The sequence below is a fragment of the Streptomyces sp. AC1-42W genome, from assembly GCF_003248355.1.
Taxonomy (GTDB): domain Bacteria; phylum Actinomycetota; class Actinomycetes; order Streptomycetales; family Streptomycetaceae; genus Streptomyces.
In genome coordinates this window covers 215,911-231,986 of record NZ_QKWY01000002.1, presented here as the reverse complement: position 1 = coordinate 231,986, position 16,076 = coordinate 215,911, and the positions used below count along the sequence as shown (strand labels likewise).

Here is a 16,076-nt window from a genome sequence, read left to right as displayed (position 1 = left end):
CACTTCCGGGTACCGACCGACCACTCATCACGAAGAGAGGTGTGACACATGATCATGGAAGAGACCAAGGAGATCGCTCCGCTGCTCGAACTGGGCATGCAGGAGCTGGAGGCCATGGACGCTCCGGGGTTCTGGACCGGAGTCGCGATCGGCGTCGCGATCAGCGGTGTCGCCGCGGCCAGCGCCGCGGTCAGCGTGGCCGTCAGCATCGCCACCTGATGCTGAGAAGTAGCTGAGCGTCGATGCCGTGGTGACGGGCAGCATCCGCCACCACGGCATCGGCCCAGTGAGCACAGTACCGAACACCATGAGGTGGAGGAGAGACATGAACCGCAGGAGCGCCGTCGGCCTCGCCCTGTCCGTCGCCGGTCTCGGCGTGCTGGTCGCACTGGCCGCCGTCGCGACCGCACTCGAACTGGACGGTTCGTCACGGATTGTCGTGACCGCCGTCATCGTCTTTGCCATCGCGGGGGCCTCCGCCCTGGTCGGAGCCGCCGCGGTCAGGGGCAACCGCGGTCAGGAGCAGCCGTGAGCGAGCCCGCGGTCATCGAATTCCACGGGGTGACGAAGCGGTTCGGCGCGCTGACCGCCGTCGAGGACCTCTCCTTCGCCGTCCGCCCCGGCCGTATCGTCGGTCTCCTCGGCCGCAACGGGGCCGGCAAGAGCACCGCCCTGCGCGTCCTCCTCGGCCTCGCCCGCGCCACCACCGGGCACGCCACGCTCTTCGGACAGCCGTACGAGAAGCTGCCGGACGCCGCCCGACGGGTGGGCGTCAGCATGGATTCGACCGGTCCGATGCCGGGCACGACCGGCCGCCGCGACCTGCGGATCTGGGCGCGCACCCTGGGCCTGCCGCTGTCCCGCGTCGACGAGGTGCTCGACCAGGTCGGCCTCACCGACGGCGCCGACCGCAAGGTCAAGGGCTACTCCACCGGCATGAAGCAGCGCCTGGCGCTCGCCACCGCGCTGCTCCCCGACCCCGAGCTCCTCGTCCTGGACGAGCCGGTCAACGGCCTCGACCCGGACGGCATCCGCTGGCTGCGCGAACTGCTGCGCTCCTTCGCGGCGGAGGGCCGGACCATCCTGCTCTCCAGCCACCTCCTCGCCGAGGTCGAGCAGACCGTCGACGACGTCGTGATCCTCCAGCGCACGCTGCGCTTCGCGGGCGAGCTGTCGCAGCTCACCGGCGACGGCGCCGAGCGCCTGGAAGACCGTTTCTTCGAACTGGCCGGAACCGCCGGGGGGGCCCGTGTCTGACGCACTGCGCGGTGAATGGCTCAAGGCGTGGACCGGCAAGGCCTGGCTCGTGCTGATGCTCTGCGGCATCTACATGTCGCTGATGGCGAGCTTCGGTTACGGCTCCGAGGGCTCCAAGGCCATCGACAACGGCACCGCGACCCTCGCGTCGGTGACCGACGACGTCGTCCGCGCGTGGATGATGACCTTCCTCTTCGCGTCCCTGTACGGCGCGGTCGTCGTCACCCGTGAATACGGCTCCGGCTCGATCAGCCGCTCCGTCCTGCTGACCGGGCGCTCCCGGCTGTTCGGCGCCAAGCTGGCGATCGGCGCGGTCATGGGCGCCGTCTTCGGACTGCTCGCCGTGGTCTGCTCGGTGCTGTCCGCCTGGGGCGTCATGTCCACCTTCGGCCGGGACTTCGAGTGGACGAAGGAGACGACGCTCATCGCCCTCGGCGTGTTCGTCTGCAACGTGCTCGCCGCGCCCTGGGGCGTCTTCCTCGGCTGGATCATCCGCCACCAGATCGCGGCCGTCGTCGCGGTGATGGCCCTGACCCTGCTGATGGACCCCGGCATCCAGCGGCTGGCGCCGGAGGCGGCGAGCTATCTGTTCACCATCGCCATGAGTTCGATCTACCGGGACGTGGGCCATGTGCTGCTCTCGCCGCAGGTCGCGCTCCTGGTCATCGCGGGCTGGCTCGCGGCCGCCGGGTTCGCCGCCTACCGATTCTTCCGCGTCCGAGACCTCACCTGAACGCGTTCGAGACCTCATCCGATCGCGTTCGTGACCTCACCTGATAAGGCAGGCAGACCGTATGTCCACCAAGGCCGAGACGCCGCCCGTGCCCCCGGAACTGCTCGCCCGCCCCCGGCTCGCCCCCGATGTCTCGGTGCACGAGCCGGCCGCCGAGGGCGCGCCGTGGCTGATCCAGCAGGGGTCGGCGCGCTACCTCCGGGTCCAGCCCGACCTGGCCCGGCTGGCCCTGGCGCTCAACGGCACGCGGGACCACGCGCTGCTGGCGGAGATCCTCGGCGAGCCGTGGACGGCCGACGCGGTCTCGACCGCCGTGGACATGCTGGCGTCGGGCCGGCTGCTCGACAACGGTGAGACGGTCCGCAGGAGCGGCCGCCGCTTCAAGTTCATACCGCCGATGACCGTGCAGTTCACGATCCTGCGGCCCGACCGCATGCTGCGGGTCCTGTCGCCGCTGGTCCGGGTGCTGGCGGGCCGGGCCGGGACCGCCGCGGCCGCCGTCCTCGCGCTGGGCGGGCTGATGGTGCTCGCGGCCCAGTCGGCCGGCCTGAACGCCGCGCTCGGGCGGCCGCTGGGCCTCGGCACGTACCTCGCGATCTTCGTGGGCATCCTGGCCACGACCGCCGTGCACGAGTTCGGCCACGGAGCCGTCCTCACCCACCACGGGGGGCGCCCGGCGCGCATGGGCGTCATGCTCTTCTACCTCTCGCCCGCCTTCTTCTGCGACGTGACGGACGGCTGGCGGCTGCCGCGCAAGGGGCAGCGGGTCGCCGTCGCCCTGGCCGGGATCGCCACCCAGGTCGTCATCGCCGGGGGCGCGGCCGCGGCCTCCCTCTTCTTCTCCGGCGAGGCCCGCGACGGGCTCCTGATCTTCTCGTTCGTCACGTACATCGCGGGCATCCTCAACCTGATGCCGTTCGTCAAGCTCGACGGCTACATCGCGCTGATGAGCCACCTCGACGTGCCGCATCTGCGCGACCGGGCGCTCGTCGACGGGCGCCGCGCGGTGGCCCGGCTGCTGTTCGGCGGGCGGTACGCGCGGGGGCTTCCCGAACTCGGCCGGTGGGCCGTGCCGTTCGGGCTCGTCTGCATGGCCTTCCCGCTCTATCTGATCGCCACGGCGATCGGCCTGTGGGGCGACGCCCTGCAGCGCATCGGCATCATCGGCGCGTGGCTCATGCTCTGCGGGCTCGGCTACCTCTGCTACCACCTCGGCCGCGGCTTCCTGCGCGTCCTGCGCGAGGCGCGGGCCGGCGGCGCGGGATCGGTACGGCTCGGCATCGGCGCGGTGCTGGCCACCGGGGCGCTCACGGCCGTGCTCGCGCTCGTCCAGATCCCGTACACGGTGACCGCGGGCTACGAGGTGCGCGACGACGGCACCGCCGTGTTCCTGCTGCCGCCCTCCGCCGACCGCTCCGTGATGGAGAAGGGCGCGCAGGTGCGCCTCTACCGCGTGGGGCTCGCCGCGAAGGCCGAGACCGGGCACGGTGTGATCGCCTCGGACCGGCCGGAGTCCACCACGGCCCCGCTCTCCGCGTTCCTGCCGCTGCGGGCCGACTCGCTGCCGACCCCCGCCGACGGCTACCGGCTGGAGCTCACGAAGGCCCCCGACGCCCGGATCGGCGGAGCGGTCGTGGACGCGGGCAGCATGCCCGCCGGGAAGTGGCTGTACGTCAAGTACGTGCTGCCCGCCTTCCGCTGGTAGCACGGCACCCGCCGGTTCGCACTCTCTGCCACAGGCTTGCTAGGAGACCCTGATGGACTTCCGGTATCTGACCTTCTGCCGGCCCGGCGAGGTCTTCTACGACATACAGCCGCCCGGTTCCGCCGAGGAGGACTTCCCCGCCGCCCGCGCCCCGCTGCCGGAGGGCTGGACGCGGGCCACCAACGAGGACTGGGTGGTCTTCCGCCCGCCGGGTGTCGAACTCCCCGAGCAGGGCTGGAAGATCCACATCACGGCGACGCAGGAGAACGCCGGGCGGATCAGCCGCCTGGTACGCGACTACTGCCTCGACCACGGCGTGTACTTCAAGTTCATCCGCAGCCGGGCCGTGCTGGCGCGGCGCAACAGCAAGTACGGCGACCGGGGCAGCAGCGGGAAGTTCGTGACGCTCTACCCGCTGGACGAGGACATGCTCGGGAACGTCCTGGACGCCCTCGACCCGCTGCTCGTCGGCGAGTCGGGCCCGTACATCCTGAGCGACCTGCGCTGGCGGCAGGGCCCCCTCTACCTGCGCTACGGCGGTTTCGTCGCCCACCTCGTGCGCACCGAGTCCGGGGAGCTGGTCCACTGCATCAAGGACCCGGAGGGCAACTGGGTGCCCGACGTACGCGGTCCGGGCTTCCGGCCGCCGCCCTGGGTCACCCTGCCGGAACGGGTGAAGGAGGCGCTGGAGGAGCGCAACAGCGGGGCGCTCACCGGCTTCCCGTACCGCCCGACCAAGGCGCTGCACTTCTCCAACGGCGGCGGCGTCTACCTCGCGACCGACGCGCGCGACGGCTCGACCGTCCTGCTGAAGGAGGCCCGCCCGCTCGCCGGCCTCGACGCCGAGGGCACCGACGCCGTGGCCCGCCTGCGCAACGAGTACTGGGCGCTGCGCAGACTCGCCGGGCTCGACTGCATGCCCGCGCACGCCGAGTTCCGCAAGGGCAACGAGCACTACTACCTGGCCCGCGAGTACGTCGAGGGCAAGGCACTGGGCCAGGAGATGCAGGAGCGCAACCCGCTCCTGGGCAACGGACCGGCCACGGACGGGGCCTTCGCCGCGTACACCGCGTGGGCGCTGGACACCCTCGCCGCGATCGAGCGCGCGATGGGCCACCTGCACGACCGGGGCGTCGTCTTCGGCGACCTGCACCCCAACAACGTGCTCCTGCGGCCCGACGGCAGCGTGGTCTTCATCGACCTGGAGGCGAGCAGCGAGGCGGTGGCCGGTGCCTCGCAGGCGATGGCCGCGCCGGGCTACCAGGCCCCGGCCGGGTACACGGGCACGGACGTGGACCGCTATGCGATGGGGTGCCTGCGGCTCGGGGTGTTCCTGCCGCTCACCCAGGTGCTGCCCTGGTCGGAGCGGAAGACGGAGGAGTTCCTCGCGCTGATCGCCCGGCACTTCCCCGTACCGGAGGACTTCGCCGAGCGGGTCCGCACGGACCTGGCCCCGCCTGCGCCCGCCGGGGACGCCCTCCCGGAGGCGGCGCCGCCCTCGCCGGCCGGGACCCCCGCGTCCGTGTGGCCCGCGGAGGGTCCGGACGCCGCGTCCTGGCCCGAGCTGCGGCGCCGCCTCGCGGACGGGATTCTGGCCGCCGCGACACCCGGCCGCACCGACCGGCTCTACCCCGGGGACATCGCGCAGTTCCACGGCAGCGGCGGCGGCGTGAACTTCGCGTACGGGGCCGCGGGCGTGGCCTGGGCCCTGGCGCGGGCCGGCGTAGAGGTGCCGGGCGAACACCTCGACTGGCTGGTCTCCGCGACCGCCCGGGTGGACGAGCCGGGCTTCTACGACGGCCTGTGCGGGATCGCCTTCGCGCTCGACGCGCTCGGCGCGGCCGCACCCGCCCGGGAGGTTTTGGAGCGGGCCCGGTCCCGCTGGGCCGCGGACGACGTCGACGACAGCCTCTTCAGCGGCCGCTCCGGGATCGGGCTCGCCCTGCTGCACCTCGCCGGGCGGCACGGCGATCCCGCGCACGTCGAGGAGGCCGTACGCCTCGCCGAGCGGATGACGGGCGCGGCGAGCAGCGGCCGGCGCCGGCCGGGCCTGCTGCACGGCGGTTCCGGGCAGGCGCTCTTCCTGGTCCGCCTCTTCGAGCACACCGGCGAGCAGAAGTACCTCGACCTGGCCGTCGAGGCCCTGCGCGCCGACCTCGCGGAGTGCGGCTGGGCGGCCGACCGGGAGGCCAGGACCCCGCACGGCCAGTGGTCCGCGCCGGTGATCGCGGGCGGCGCGGGCCTCGCGCTCGTCGCGGACCGGGTGCTGACCCATGCGCCGGACCCGGAGCTGGACCTCTTCCGCGAGGTCTCCCGCGAACGGCTGGCCATCCCCTTCTTCGGGCACGCCGGGGTGTTCACCGGCCGGGCCGGCGCGCTGCTGGCCCAGCACGCCCTGGCGGGTGCCCGGCCGGGGGACGCGTCCGCGCATCTCGCGGGTCTCGGCCTCCACGCCGTCCCGTACGGGGAGAGCCCCGCGTTCCTGGGCGACCAGTGCCTGCGCCTGTCCACGGACCTGGCGACCGGCGCGGCGGGCGTCCTGCTGGCCGTGGAGACCGTGCTGACCGGCGAGGGCGGCGGTCTGCCCTTCCTGACGGGGGCGGGCGCGGGCGCGGGGGCTTCGGGGGCGGGCGGCTCGCGCGGGGTGGGCCGGGAGTGAGCTCTGCCCCGCGCTTTTCCGTCATCTGCCCCGCGTACAACCGCTCCCGCGCGCTGGTGCCCACGCTGGACTCCGTGCGCGCGCAGTCCTTCCCCGACTGGGAGCTGCTGGTCGTCTCGGACGGCAGTACCGACGACACGGACGACTGGGTGCGCGCCGCCGCCGCCGAGGACCCGCGCGTCCGGCTCGTCCGGGCGCCCCGGCACGGCCATCCCAGCGGGCCGCGCATGATCGGGCTGGGCGAGGCGCGCGGCGAGTTCGCCGCGTACATCGACCACGACGACACCTGGCGCGCGGACCATCTGCGGGTCCTGCTGACCGCCTTCGAGACGGGCGCCGACCTCGTCGCGACCGGCTGCGAGCGCAGGAACGCCGCCGGGGAGCCGACCTCGCGCTCCGACCTGCTCGAAGTGGTCTGGCACCCCGAGATCCAGCTCCTCGGGCCGATGTTCGAGCCCTCGCGGGTCGCGCACCGCCGCCCGCTCGCCGAGGAGGCGGGCGGCTGGCGGGCCGGCGACGGGCTGGAGGACTGGGACCTGTGGCTGCGGATGGCCGACCGGGGCCTGCGCTTCGCGACGGTGCACGAGCGCACCGCGTTCCTGCTGGACGACAGCGGCACCCGCCGGCACCGCACCGTCCGCCGCCACCGGCTGCCGCTCGCCGCCCACGACGACGCCCGCCGGGCCCACGAGACGCTGCTCCGGCTGCGGAGCGGGGCGCACGACGAGGAGTTCCGCCGCGCCTATGTCGCGGACACGGTGGAGTGGTACGAGCGGATGGCGCGGACAACCGAGTTCGCCGTGCCGCCGGGCCACCACGGCGACCTGCGCCCCGAGATCGAGCGGCGCGCGGAACGGGCCGGCGGGCTGTGGCCGGATCTGGTGGTGGTCCCGGACCGGGGCCGCTTCCTGCTCGCCCAGCTCCTGTGGTGCCCCACGGCCGAGCACGCCCGCCGGGTCACAGAACTCTCCGCACGGGTGCAGCCCCGGCAGCTGGCGCTCGTCGCGGAGATCGCGGCGCGGGAACCGGAACCGGTGAGCGGCTGAGCCACTTAGTCGTTTCACGAAGAAGCCCCCGACGAGAGATCGTCGGGGGCTTCTTCACGAGAGTGGCTGGGGCCGGGATCGAACCGGCGACCTATCGCTTTTCAGGCGATCGCTCGTACCAACTGAGCTACCCAGCCACGCAGCACTTGCGGGCTGCAGCGGTCCTGACGGGATTTGAACCCGCGGCCTCCACCTTGACAGGGTGGCGAGCACTCCTAACTGCTCCACAGGACCAAGCGTTGTGCGACTAAGTGTCGCACAGGTTTTGCGTGCCCCCAACGGGATTCGAACCCGTGCTACCGCCTTGAAAGGGCGGCGTCCTGGGCCACTAGACGATGAGGGCAGAACTGCTGTTACAGCTTGCTTCTGCGTCTGTTGCCCGAGGGAACGTGAGAAGCATGTGACTCCGCTTCCCCCGAGGGTTCCGCTTCTTCTTCCACCCCTGAGAGGTTTCAGAACGGTCAAGCCCTGACCGGCGCCCTTGGGCACGTCGGAGACTGTACTACGGCGTTTCCATGTCAGCCAAACCGAATAGGGGAGGGCGTCGCGTCCGGCCGGTCGTCCTGCGGCAGATGGCGGCTGACCTCCGCCTTCGTCAGGCCCAGACCGCCCAGCGTGATCTCGTCCCACGCCTGGAGCCGGCGCGTGGCACGGTCCAGGTAGAGCACCGAGGCGAGCACCTGCTCCGGCTTCTCGTTCTGGACGGCCCGCAGCCCGCCGCCGCCCGTCGAGCCCTCCACCATCAGCCTCGTCCCGCCGTCGAGCACCTCGTTGCGCCGGTGGTGCACATGACCGGCCAGCGCCAGCGGAACCTCGCCGTCCGTCTCCCGTACCGCCTCCGGCTCATGGGCCACGGCGATGTCCACCGGGGTGCCGGAGCGCCGCTGCTCGCGCAGGGCGGCGGCCAGTGTGCGCCCGGCCACGCTCTGGACGTCCGCGGCCTGCTCGGGGCCGGTCCGGTCCGGGGTGAACTGCGGGTCCCCGACCCCGGCGACCCGCAGCCCGCCGACGTTCACCGCCCGCCCCTGGTCCAGGACGCGCACGTTGGGGAACCGCTTCCGGTCCGCCAGGTACTTCTGCGTCTGCGCCGAGTCGTGGTTCCCGCGCACCCAGACGTAGGGCGCGCCGAGGTCGGTGACGGGGTCTAGGAAGCCGTTCTCGACAGCGGTGCCGTGGTCCATCGTGTCGCCCGAGTCGATGATCACGTCGATGTCGTACTGCTCGACGAGCGAGCCGATGATGTGCCACGCGGCCGGGTTGAGGTGGATGTCGGAGACGTGCAGGACGCGCAGGGTTGCCGGGTCCGGGCGGTAGACGGGGAGCGTGGAGGTGGCGTCGTACAGCTTGGTGACGTTGGTGACCAGGCGGGCCGGCTCCCGCTGGTAGACGTCGAAGTCGGTGACGATCGAGCGGGCGTCGCCGACGACGGACGGGGCGCTGGAGAGCAGCCCGGAGAACCGGGGCTCCAGGACCGACTTCGGGTTCCAGGTGGCGTAGACGCCGACGCCGGACGCGGCCGGCAGCGCGAGGGCCAGGCCGCCCGCGCCCAGCGCCCGGCGCGGCCTGCGGTAGACGGCCAGGCCCAGCGCGGTGGCCCCGGTCACCACGGCCACGCAGGAGCGCAGGGCCAGCTCCCGGGTGCCGGCGGCCACGTCGTCGGTGACCTCGTCCTCCAGCCCGGCCAGCCGCTCAGGATGGCGGACCAGGGCCTGGGAGCGGACCGGGTCGAGCCGGTCCACATCGACGTCCAGGCGGACCGGGGCGTGGTGCGAGTCCAGTTCCAGGGAGCCGAGCGGGGAGACGTCGATCCGGGTGCCGCCGTCGAGCGAGGGCCGCAGCGTCATCGTCGTGTCCATCGGGCCCACCGGCGTCCGTACGCCGCCGACCGCCAGCAGCCCGAGCCACGCGCCGAACAGCACCACGGCGACCATGCCGAGCGCCCGGAGGAACGGGCGCGGCGCGGCGAAGGGTCCTCTGGGGGCGCGGCGGCCGGGCGGGCGGCGGAAGGGACGGCGGGGGAGGAAGGGGACGCGGGCCATTCGGTGCCTGTGCCCCGGCCCGGGTGCGGGTATTCCCCCGCCGGGGACCGGGACGCGCCGGGCGGGCGTACGGGACAATGGCCGGGTGCTGGAGATGACGCGAGAAGCGTTCGAGGAACTGGTCGCCGAGGCGCTGGACCGGATTCCGCCGGAGCTGACCCGGCTGATGGACAACGTCGCGGTCTTCGTCGAGGACGAACCGGAGGCCGACGACCCGGAACTGCTCGGGCTGTACGAGGGCACGCCGCTGACCGAGCGCGGTGAGTGGTACGCGGGCGTCCTGCCGGACCGGATCACGATCTACCGGGGGCCGACGCTGCGGATGTGCGAGAGCCGCGAGGACGTGGTGGCGGAGACGGAGATCACCGTCGTCCACGAGATCGCCCATCACTTCGGCATCGACGACGAGCGGCTGCACGCGCTCGGTTACGGCTGAGGCCCGGCGCGCGAACCCGTCCGGTGACGGGTGGGGCCGCACGAACCTGTCCGGCGGGCGTGTCCCGAGCGGGGTGGCGGGAGTTGGGCACGGCGAGCCCGGCTTGTTCATGTCAGGCCCCGTCCTTCCCGCGCCCCGGAGGTGCCCCGTGCGCCAGTTCCCCGTCCCCGTCCGCTGGGTGGCCGTCACCGCTGTGACGCTCGCCACGGCCACCGGCTGTATGAGCGTCGGCTCGGACGGGGCGGAGCCGAAGCCCTCCCGGTCGGCCGAGCCCGAGGGCGCGGCGGCCGAGCCGAACGGCGCCACGGTCACCGGCACCGGCCGGGCCCGTCTCGGCGGCACCGGGATGCGGTCGCAGGGCGGCCGGAGCGCGTCCCCGAGCGCCTCCGCCTCGCCCTCGGAGAGCGCGTCGGCCAGTGCGGAGCCGGAGGACGGCAAGGGCGGCGCGAAGGGCCGGAGCGAGGCCGCCGGGCCCGCGCTGCCCTCCGTCCCGGCGGCCTCGCCGAAGCAGCCGGCGCCCGAGCGGCCGGAACCCCCGGCTCCGGTCGACCCCGGTCCCGCGCCGGACCCGGTGGACACGCCCCGGCCGCCGGAGCCGCCCGAGCCCGAGCCGCAGCCCTCGGAGCCCGCGCCGCCGGAGCCGTCCGCGTCCCCGGCCGCCGGGGTGCGTACCGACGCGATGGCGTGGCCGCGGAGCATGGTCGGGCTGCGGACCCCGCAGGCGTCACCGCAGGCCGGGCCGGTCTGAGGGGCGTCCGGCGGCAGGCGGTTTGCGCGATGGGGGTGAGAGTGCGTATGGTGGTAGATCGTTTGATCCCATTGCCCGGCGCCGACACAGAAGAGCGCCGTGTGGCGCGTACTCTCCCTTGCCGTGGCTGGACCGCATTGAGGCGGTCGACATTGCGAAATCACGGAGTTATGGGCGCGTGCCGAGACTCCGGAAGGTTTCGCATTTCGCATGTCAATTTCCAGCTCTGACCACACCGTCATGCCCGAGAGCGTCGAGAACGACGAGCTCGCCCCGGCCGCCGAGGCCGTCCTCACCGAGTCCGCCGAGGCGGCGGACGCCGAGCCGGCCATCTCGTTCGCCGACCTGGGCCTGCCCGAGGGCATCGTCCGCAAGCTCGCGCAGAACGGTGTGACCACCCCCTTCCCGATCCAGGCGGCGACCATCCCGGACGCCCTGGCCGGCAAGGACATCCTGGGCCGCGGCCGCACCGGCTCCGGCAAGACCCTCTCCTTCGGCCTGCCGACCCTGTCCGCGCTGGCGGGCGGCCACACCGAGAAGAAGAAGCCGCGCGCGATCATCCTCACCCCGACCCGTGAGCTGGCCATGCAGGTCGCGGACGCGCTCCAGCCGTACGGCGACGTGCTCGGCCTCAAGATGAAGGTCGTCTGCGGCGGTACCTCGATGGGCAACCAGATCTACGCCCTGGAGCGCGGCGTCGACATCCTCGTCGCCACGCCGGGCCGGCTGCGCGACATCATCAACCGGGGCGCCTGCTCCCTGGAGAACGTCCAGGTCGCCGTCCTCGACGAGGCCGACCAGATGTCCGACCTGGGCTTCCTGCCCGAGGTCACGGAGCTGCTGGACCAGATCCCCGAGGGCGGCCAGCGCATGCTCTTCTCCGCCACCATGGAGAACGAGATCGGCACCCTGGTCAAGCGCTACCTGGCCAACCCGGTCACCCACGAGGTGGACTCCGCCCAGGGCAACGTCTCGACCATGTCGCACCACGTCCTCGTCGTGAAGCCGAAGGACAAGGCGCCGGTCACCTCCGCCATCGCCGCCCGCAAGGGCCGCACCATCATCTTCGTCCGCACCCAGCTGGGCGCCGACCGTATCGCCGAGCAGCTCGTCGACGCGGGCGTCAAGGCGGACGCGCTGCACGGCGGCATGACCCAGGGCGCGCGCACCCGCGTCCTGGAGGACTTCAAGCGGGGCTACGTCAACGCGCTCGTCGCGACCGACGTCGCCGCGCGCGGTATCCACGTGGACGGCATCGACCTGGTCCTGAACGTGGACCCGGCCGGCGACCACAAGGACTACCTGCACCGCTCGGGCCGCACCGCGCGGGCCGGCAAGTCCGGTGTCGTCGTCTCGCTGGCCTTGCCGCACCAGCGCCGCCAGATCTTCCGCCTGATGGAGGACGCGGGCGTGGACGCCTCGCGCCACATCGTGCAGGGCGCGGGCGTCTTCGAGCCGGAGGTCGCCGAGATCACCGGCGCCCGCTCGCTCACCGAGGTCCAGGCCGACTCCGCGAACAACGCCGCCAAGCAGGCCGAGCGCGAGGCCGCCGAGCTGACCAAGCAGCTGGAGCGCGTCCAGCGCCGCGCCGTCGAGCTGCGCGAGGAGGCCGACCGCCTGGTGGCCCGTGCCGCCCGCGAGCGGGGCGACGACCCCGAGGCCGCGGTCGCCGAGGTCACCGCCGAGGCCGAGGCCGCCCTCGCGGCCGCCGCCGTCTCCGTGCCGGAGCAGCCGTCCGTCCGCGAGGACCGGCGCGACGACCGGGGCAACTACGAGCGCCGCGACAACCGGGGCGGCGGCTACCGCTCCGGCGGCGACCGCCGCGACGACCGCATCGGCGAGCGCTCCGGGCGCCCCGCCGGCAGCGGCTACCGGGGCAACAGCGACCGCCCCTCCTTCCGCAGCAGCAACGACCGTCGTGACGACCGTCCCTCGGGCGGCTTCCGCTCGGGCGGCGACCGCCGCGACGACCGGGGCGGCCGTTCCTTCGACCGCCGCGACGAGCGCCCCTCGTTCAACCGCGACCGCCGCGACGACCGTCCGGCCGGTGGCTACCGCTCCGGCGGCGACCGCCGCGACGACCGGGGTGGCCGCTCCTTCGAGCGCCGGGACGACCGTCCCTCGGGCGGCTTCCGCTCGGGCGGCGACCGCCCGTACAACCGGGACCGCCGCGACGACCGCCCCTCCGGCGGCTTCCGCTCCGGTGGCGACCGTCCCAACGGCCGCCGCGACGACCACCGTTCGACCGGTACGAGCACCGGCTCCTTCGGCCGCCGCGACGACAAGCCGCGCTGGAAGCGCAACGGCTGAGCGTACTGAGGACCCCCTGAAGGTCTGCTGAGAAGCGGGCCCGTCCCCCCTTCAGTTCTAGTCCCGTACTTCGCGGGTCGTTGATTCGTATGGTGTGACCGGTCTGGGAGTGTCCCGGGCCGGTCGTATGGCGTTGGTCCGGATGTGTCGATGACTTCCCGGTCCCCGCGGCCACGATCTGAGCGTCAGCGCCTTGAAGTGGTGGTGACGTCCGTGGTGGAGAAGCGTCTGGGCGCTCTGCCTGTCGCTGCCGAGTTTCTGCGCCGGCTGGACGTCGCGGGGATCGTCGACGAAGTGTGTCCAGGCGGTGCGAGCGCCCATCTGACGCACGGGCAGGTCATCGAGGCACTGGTGGCCAACCGGCTGACCTCGCCCGCACCACTGGTGCGCGTCGGGGACTGGGCGAGGACCTGGGCGGTGGAGGAGGTCTTCGGTATCACGCCGGACCTCCTCAATGATGACCGCCTGGCCCGCGCCCTGGACGCGATCGCTCCGAAGCTGGAGGTCATCGCGGGCACGGTCGGCGCTCGGGCGATCACCGAGTTCGGGATCGATGTCTCGCGGCTGCACTGGGACATGACCAGCATGTCCGTCCATGGCGCTTTCCCTGCCGAGGAGCAGGACGAGCGGTACCCGCTCATCGCCTGCAACGGGCATCCAAAGGACCGGCGCGTGGATCTGAAACAGATCCAGTCCGGGCTCGCGGTCTCGGCCGACGGCGGTATCCCCGTCCACTCCCGGGTCTTCGACGGCGCCGCGGCCGAGGCCAGCCAGGTCGTCGGGGCGATGAAAGACCTGCGGTCGATGGCCGGCACCCACGAGTTTCTGATGGTCGCCGACTCCAAACTGGTGTCCTACTCCAACATCACCGCCCTGCTTGAGGCCGGTGTGGAGTTCATCGCGCCCGTCCCGGCCGCGCAGATCAAGGACGAGGTCTACGCGGTCCTGGATCCCCAGCAGGCGCAGGCCGTCGACTGGGTGCCCGGGCGGGACGAGAGGAAACCGGAGACGGAACGGGAGACCTACCGAGTCCTGGAGGACATTCACACGCTGACCGGGCGCCGCAAAAGCGACCCGTCGCTGACGGTGCGCCGGATCCTGGTGCATTCCACCGCCGTCGCGGCCGGCCAGCGGGCGGCCCGGGCCAAGCGACTGGCCAAGGCCGCCGAAGACCTCGACAAGCTCGCCGGTGCGGCAGGCGGACGGCACTACAAGACCCGGGAGAAGATCGTCGCCCGGATCGGCGTCGTCACCGCCAAGCGCCGTGTCACCTCCTGCCTGCGCTGGCAGATCACCGCCGACGAGCAGGGCACCCCGGGCCTCACCTGGCACTTCGACCAGGACGTGCTGGAAGCCGAAGCCGCCGTTGACGGCTGGTGGGCGCTGATCACCAGCGTCCCGGCCGAGAAGGCCGGACCCGCCCACGTCCTGATTCAGTACAAGGGCCAGGGCACCGTCGAGCGGCGCTACCACGACTTCAAGGGCCCCCTCGCGGTCGCACCGGTCTTCGTGCAGCACAACCGGCGCGTCGCCGCGCTCATCCAGGTCATCTGCCTGGCCCTGCTCGTCTTCTGTCTGATTGAGCGGCAGGTCAGACGCGCTCTGGGCCCCGACGAGACCATGGCCGGCCTCTACCCGGACAACCGACGGGTCCGCCCTACCGGCCGCATGATCCTCTACCACCTCGGCGAACTCACCCTCCGGATCGGAAACGTCACCGACCCGCCAACCGTCCAGATCAACCGCGGCGTCCAACTCCACCTCCTCGACCTCCTCGACACCGACATCGGACAAACCCGCTGGCCACAGACCTGAAACGGTCACCCGCGAAGTACGGGTCTAGTGGTCGTCGCAACACCCCAGTTCAAGGGGTGTCATGGACTTCGAAATCCGCAAGGACAGGAACCGGCAGGGGCGCAAGCCGTTGACCCGGGAACGGGCCGCATACTTCCAGCTCATGGAGCAGGGTTACAGCACCCGGGAAGCGGCCCGGATCGTCGGCATCGACCGCCGCACGGGCAAGAAGTGGCGCAACGGTCACAAGAGGGGCCGCAAGGCAGTTCCTCCGATCTACCCGCAGCACGGGCACGGGTCCGTGGCTGCGGGAGATCTGGAGGCGCCGTCTTGCGGCCCCTCGCGGTTTCTCCAGGAGCGCGACCGCATCCACATTGCCGACCGGCTGCGCGAGAGGGCGTCCATCCGGCAGATCGCCGCCGAGCTGGGCCGCAGCCCGTCCACCATCAGCCGCGAGATACGCCGCAACCGGCGGACCATGCCCAAGGGAGGCTGGTACTACCGGCCTCACACCGCCCAGGCCCGCGCGGACGCCCGCCGGCCCCGCCCGAAGACCGGCAAGATCGGCCACAACCCCGAACTGCGGGACTTCATCCAGGACCACCTCACGATGCGGTGGAGCCCTGAGCAGATCTGCCAGGCTCTGCGGGCACGCTTCCCCGACCGGCCGGAGATGCACGTGACCCACGAGACGATCTACCAGGCCCTCTACGTCCAGGGCCGCGGAGAACTCCGCCGGGAGCTGACCAAGTCCCTGCGCACGGGCCGGGCCCGCCGGCGTCCGCAGCGCCAGGCCCACAAGCGCACCTCCCGCCCCATCAAGGACATGGTCCTGATCAGTGAACGCCCTGCCGAAGCCGCTGACAGGGCCGTCCCCGGTCACTGGGAAGGCGACCTCATCATCGGCAAGGACGGCCGCTCCGCCATCGGCACCCTCGTCGAGCGGGCCACCCGCTACGTGATGCTCGTGCACCTGCCGATCGGGCACAGTGCTGTCGCGACCCGCAACGCGCTCGCCGCCACTGTCCAGGCCCTGCCGCCGCATCTATGGCGTTCCCTGACCTGGGACCAGGGCTCGGAGATGGCCGCCCACAAAGCCTTCACCGTGGCCACGAACATCCCCGTCTACTTCTGCGACCCGGCCAGTCCCTGGCAGCGGGGATCGAACGAGAACACCAACGGCCTGCTGCGGCAGTACTTCCCCAAGGGCACCGACCTGAGCGCTCACACCCCCGACCACCTGGAGCTCGTGGCCGCCGAACTCAACAGCCGCCCACGCAAAACGCTCGGCTGGGAAACCCCAGCCGAGCGCCTCGCTAAGTGGTCGGCTCCGTAAGTCCTTCGGGGGT

At 72.3% G+C, this 16,076-nt stretch carries 13 protein-coding genes and 3 tRNA genes; 12 read left to right on the top strand and 4 right to left on the bottom strand.

All coding sequences use genetic code 11. The features are described 5' to 3' along the window. The first annotated feature begins 48 nt into the window (after positions 1 to 48). From DNK56_RS35030 to DNK56_RS18820, 7 genes are all read left to right on the top strand, one after another. Positions 49 to 219, top strand: coding sequence for a daptide-type RiPP (locus tag DNK56_RS35030; protein WP_158564900.1), 171 nt, complete (start codon positions 49 to 51; stop codon positions 217 to 219). 106 nt (positions 220 to 325) lie between these two features. Beyond that, positions 326 to 532, top strand: coding sequence for a hypothetical protein (locus tag DNK56_RS18845; protein WP_111336316.1), 207 nt, complete (start codon positions 326 to 328; stop codon positions 530 to 532). Then, positions 529 to 1,257 (top strand): ABC transporter ATP-binding protein, encoded by a 729-nt coding sequence (locus DNK56_RS18840; RefSeq protein ID WP_111336313.1) that lies wholly within the window; start codon positions 529 to 531, stop codon positions 1,255 to 1,257. Before DNK56_RS18845 ends, DNK56_RS18840 begins: the two co-directional genes overlap by 4 nt. Next, the gene (locus DNK56_RS18835; protein WP_111336311.1) at positions 1,250 to 1,990 is read left to right on the top strand and encodes an ABC transporter permease; all 741 of its coding nucleotides are present in this window, start codon (positions 1,250 to 1,252) and stop codon (positions 1,988 to 1,990) included. The genes DNK56_RS18840 and DNK56_RS18835 overlap by 8 nt, the downstream gene beginning before the upstream one ends. Positions 1,991 to 2,051: 61 nt before the next feature. Further along, positions 2,052 to 3,695 (top strand): daptide biosynthesis intramembrane metalloprotease, encoded by a 1,644-nt coding sequence (mpaP, locus tag DNK56_RS18830; RefSeq protein ID WP_111336309.1) that lies wholly within the window; start codon positions 2,052 to 2,054, stop codon positions 3,693 to 3,695. Between the two features lie 52 nt (positions 3,696 to 3,747). Continuing rightward, entirely contained in the window at positions 3,748 to 6,354 is a 2,607-nt protein-coding gene (gene lanKC / locus DNK56_RS18825; protein WP_111336307.1) for a class III lanthionine synthetase LanKC, read from the top strand. Beyond that, a complete protein-coding gene (locus DNK56_RS18820; protein ID WP_111336304.1) occupies positions 6,351 to 7,400 on the top strand; it encodes a glycosyltransferase family 2 protein in 1,050 nt (349 codons plus the stop codon). Before lanKC ends, DNK56_RS18820 begins: the two co-directional genes overlap by 4 nt. A 63-nt stretch (positions 7,401 to 7,463) precedes the next feature. On the opposite strand, the gene DNK56_RS18815 is transcribed toward DNK56_RS18820, so the two are convergent. From DNK56_RS18815 to DNK56_RS18800, 4 genes are all read right to left on the bottom strand, one after another. Further along, a tRNA-Phe gene (locus tag DNK56_RS18815) sits at positions 7,464 to 7,537 on the bottom strand. A 22-nt stretch (positions 7,538 to 7,559) separates the two neighbouring features. Further along, positions 7,560 to 7,634, bottom strand: a tRNA-Asp gene (locus tag DNK56_RS18810). A 36-nt stretch (positions 7,635 to 7,670) separates the two neighbouring features. Next, a tRNA-Glu gene (locus DNK56_RS18805) sits at positions 7,671 to 7,743 on the bottom strand. Between the two features lie 175 nt (positions 7,744 to 7,918). Next, positions 7,919 to 9,439 (bottom strand): metallophosphoesterase family protein, encoded by a 1,521-nt coding sequence (locus tag DNK56_RS18800; RefSeq protein WP_111336302.1) that lies wholly within the window; start codon positions 9,437 to 9,439, stop codon positions 7,919 to 7,921. Between the two features lie 85 nt (positions 9,440 to 9,524). Here DNK56_RS18800 and DNK56_RS18795 point away from each other — a divergent pair, with 85 nt between their 5' ends. From DNK56_RS18795 to DNK56_RS18775, 5 genes are all read left to right on the top strand, one after another. Then, positions 9,525 to 9,875: a metallopeptidase family protein gene (locus DNK56_RS18795; RefSeq protein ID WP_199564805.1), complete on the top strand. Its 351-nt coding sequence runs from the start codon at positions 9,525 to 9,527 to the stop codon at positions 9,873 to 9,875. A gap of 148 nt (positions 9,876 to 10,023) precedes the next feature. Then, positions 10,024 to 10,623: a hypothetical protein gene (locus tag DNK56_RS18790; protein ID WP_111336299.1), complete on the top strand. Its 600-nt coding sequence runs from the start codon at positions 10,024 to 10,026 to the stop codon at positions 10,621 to 10,623. Between the two features lie 240 nt (positions 10,624 to 10,863). Beyond that, positions 10,864 to 12,933 carry a DEAD/DEAH box helicase gene (locus DNK56_RS18785; protein ID WP_111336296.1) on the top strand — a complete coding sequence of 690 codons (2,070 nt, stop codon included), beginning with the start codon at positions 10,864 to 10,866 and terminating at the stop codon, positions 12,931 to 12,933. Positions 12,934 to 13,146: 213 nt separating this feature from the next. After that, positions 13,147 to 14,748: an IS1634 family transposase gene (locus tag DNK56_RS36075; RefSeq protein WP_241989718.1), complete on the top strand. Its 1,602-nt coding sequence runs from the start codon at positions 13,147 to 13,149 to the stop codon at positions 14,746 to 14,748. A gap of 61 nt (positions 14,749 to 14,809) precedes the next feature. Then, positions 14,810 to 16,063 (top strand): IS30 family transposase, encoded by a 1,254-nt coding sequence (locus DNK56_RS18775; protein WP_111336291.1) that lies wholly within the window; start codon positions 14,810 to 14,812, stop codon positions 16,061 to 16,063. Positions 16,064 to 16,076: the final 13 nt, after the last annotated feature.